Raw genomic sequence first — 3,278 nt, forward strand, 5'->3', positions numbered from 1 at the left:
CATGGCGATTCTTTTGAGATTCCTAGTTCACTCTTTTCATCCATTCGTTTCAAAGAAGCGATGCCGGATGGAGAATATGTTTTAGGAATTCGTCCTGAAGATGTGCTGCCGACAGAAGGCGAAGGAATTTTCAAGGCAACACTGGCGAATGTCGAATTGATTGGACGAGAAAGAATACTAAATTTCCAAATTGATTCAAATCGGATGAAATCAATTGTCAGCATTGAAGAAGAACTAGAAGAAGGAACTTCAGTGAATTTTGATTTAGTTTATCCAAAAGCGTTTATCTTTAAGAAAAGCGGAGAACGAATTTACTAATGTTCAAAAAAGGTTATAATCCCGAGAATCAGCTAAAAGCGTGGCTCTTCCTTCTTCCAGCTTTGGCGATTGTTGTGTTGTTCAGCATTTATCCCTTGTATCGGTCTTTCTTTATGAGTTTTCAAAAAGGCACACTGATCAATCCGCGTTTTGCTGGTCTGGAAAACTATGAAAAAGTCTTGACCGACCCTGTTTTTTATAAAGCCATGGGGAACACAGGCCTCTTTGCTTTTACCGTTGTTCCAATTGGGTTGATCCTTTCGCTTGCGATTGCCTGGATCATTTTTGAAAAAGTGAAGCACAAAAGTTTTTTTGAAACGATTTTCTTCTTGCCTTATGTTACCAGTACGATTGCAATCGGTATTGTATTCCGTTATTTCTTCAATGGGTCATATGGAATCGTCAATTATGTCTTAGGAATCTTTGGTATTCCGGGACTTAATTGGCTGGATGATGTTGATTTAAGTATGCCCACGCTGATTATTTTTGGAATATGGACAAGTTTAGCCTTCAATATTATTATTCTTTTGGCCGGCTTGCGGAACATCGACAAAGCACATTATAAAATTGCAAAAATGTTTGGAGCAGACAGTTGGGAAATATTCAGACGGGTTACTTTCCCACAATTGATTCCAACGATCACGTTTTTACTAACGGTAAATTTGATTTCATCATTCAAAGTGTATACGCAAGTGTATGCGTTATTTAATGGCCAGCCGGGAATAGCTAAAAGTGCGACTACTGCCGTATTTTACATTTATGATAAATTCCATATAGCCGGCAGACCAGGTGTGGCGATGGCAGCCACAGTCATTTTGTTTATTGTGATCTTGTTGATCACATTTATCCAAAATAAAATTTTGAAAAGAATGGGGAGATAAGCATGAAGCATATTGTAACGGTTCTTTCTCTAACATTTTTGGGAGTCATGGCTGTCATTACTGTTTTCCCATTCATTTACATGATGTTGGCTGGTTTGATGACGTACAGTGAAGCAACAAGTATTCCGCCAACATTTATACCGGAAAAGTTTCAGTGGCTGAACTATGCAGAAGTTTTTGAAAGAGCTCCTTTTTTACGTTATTTTTTAAATACAGTTTTTGTTTCGACTGTAACAACGATTGCGACAGTGATCACAGCTATTTTAGCTGCTTTTGCTTTGAGCAGTTTAGAATTTGCCTTTAAAAAAGTAGTTCTATGGGTCATGATTTCATTATTGATGGTTCCTTATGAGTCTATTATTTTCACGAACTACAATACGATTTCTCGTATGGGATTGTTGAATTCTTATTCGGCTTTGATCATCCCATTCTTAACCAGTATTTTCTATATTTACTATTTATACGGCTATTTGCAAAGTATCTCAACAGCTTTTTATAAAGCTGCCAAAATAGACGGAGCTTCAGATATGGAATATGTTCGAAAGATACTTGTTCCGATGTCGAAACCAGCTCTTGTAACAGTTGGGATTTTAACGTTTATTTCAAGTTGGAATTCTTTCTTGTGGCCGCTTTTGGTAACAAATGAAAAAAAATACCGGCTGTTGAACAACGGATTGGCTGCTTTTACTACCGAAAGCGGAAGCGATGTCCATCTGCAAATGGCAGCAGCTACGTTAACCGTTATTCCAATCTTGATCATTTATTTAATTTTCCGAAAAGAAATTATGCGAGGAGTGTCGAAAAATGGAATCAAAGGCTAAAACAACGGTAACTTTCCATAGTGGTATTTTGACTATCGGAGGAACGATTATCGAAGTTGCTTATAAAGATGCCCATATCTTTTTTGATTTTGGTACAGAATACCGTCCGGAATTAGGTTTGCAAGAGGAAAGTTTAGACACATTATTAAAAAATCGGCTGGTTCCAGAATTGAAGGGTTTGTATGATGAGCGTTTAGGGTATACTTATCAAGGGAACGATGAAAAAGAATACCAGCATACTGCCGTCTTCTTATCACATGCTCATTTAGACCATTCTAAAATGATCAATTACTTGGATCCGAAGATTCCGCTATACACGATGAAAGAAACAAAAGCGATTCTTCATTCGCTTAACAGAAATGGCGATTTTTTGATTGCATCGCCTTTTGAAAAAAGCGGCTTTACGCGAGAAATGACTGGACTGAATGCTCATGATGTAGTAGAAGTTGGGGAAATCAGTGTTGAAATAGTACCTGTCGATCATGACGCTTATGGAGCAGCTGCTCTTTTGATCCGGACACCTGAACATTTCTTAGTGTATACAGGGGATTTGCGTCTGCATGGATATGACCGGGCGAATACAGAAGCTTTTTGCCAACAAGCTAAACATACGGACTTGTTGATGATGGAAGGTGTGAGTATCAGCTTTCCAGAAAGAGAGCCAGATCCTGCTCAAATCACTGTTTCCAGCGAAGAAGAATTGATCCAAGCATTTGTTCGTTTGATGGAAGAAAACCCGAACCGGCAAATAACATTTAACGGCTATCCCGCGAATGTCCTGCGGTTTGCAAAATTAATTGAATTCTCTCCGCGCACGGTCGTGTTGGAAGCAACTATGGCGGCTTTGCTCAAAGAAGTGAGCGATATAAACGTTTGCTACTATTATGCGGAAGAAAATAACAAGATTCAAGCACTGGACCCAGCGCTTGAACTGTCTTATGAAGTTTTGCTTAATGACCGAACTGAATACATATGGCAGGTCGTTAATAAAATTGAAAACTTACAAGGAGGAGGCCTATACGTTCATAGTGATGCACAGCCATTGGGAGATTTCGATCCTCAATATGCACTTTTCTTAAATTTATTGAAGGACTTGCAAGTTGAATTCGTACGTCTTTCGCTTTCAGGTCATGCTCATCCGGATGATCTTAAAGAAATTATTCGAATGATCGAACCGAAACTCTTGGTTCCCATCCATACGTTGAAACCAGAAAAATTGGAGAATCCTTATGGAGAAAGAATATTGCCGAATCGCGGC

The 3,278-nt window shown here is 38.7% G+C and carries 3 protein-coding genes and 1 pseudogene; all 4 read left to right on the forward strand.

From position 1 onward, the window contains the following. Window positions 1-318 (forward strand): annotated as a pseudogene (locus RT405_RS08790) (ABC transporter ATP-binding protein); the annotation flags it as partial. After that, a complete protein-coding gene (locus tag RT405_RS08795; RefSeq protein ID WP_313469144.1) occupies window positions 318-1,199 on the forward strand; it encodes a sugar ABC transporter permease in 882 nt (293 codons plus the stop codon). The pseudogene RT405_RS08790 and the gene RT405_RS08795, both read left to right, overlap by 1 nt. Before the next feature lie 2 nt (window positions 1,200-1,201). Next, window positions 1,202-2,020: a carbohydrate ABC transporter permease gene (locus tag RT405_RS08800; protein ID WP_313469145.1), complete on the forward strand. Its 819-nt coding sequence runs from the start codon at window positions 1,202-1,204 to the stop codon at window positions 2,018-2,020. Continuing rightward, window positions 2,004-3,278 (forward strand): MBL fold metallo-hydrolase (locus RT405_RS08805; protein WP_313469146.1); only part of this gene is annotated, 1,275 nt, incomplete at its 3' end. The genes RT405_RS08800 and RT405_RS08805, both read left to right, overlap by 17 nt.

The organism is Carnobacterium sp. (genome assembly GCF_032094055.1).
Lineage (GTDB): Bacteria > Bacillota > Bacilli > Lactobacillales > Carnobacteriaceae > Carnobacterium_A.

Coding starts and splice junctions, on each gene's coding strand:
- RT405_RS08795 (WP_313469144.1), top strand. CDS start 318: ATGTTCAAAAAAGGTTATAATCCCGAGAATCAGCTAAAAGCGTGGCTC.
- RT405_RS08800 (WP_313469145.1), top strand. CDS start 1,202: ATGAAGCATATTGTAACGGTTCTTTCTCTAACATTTTTGGGAGTCATG.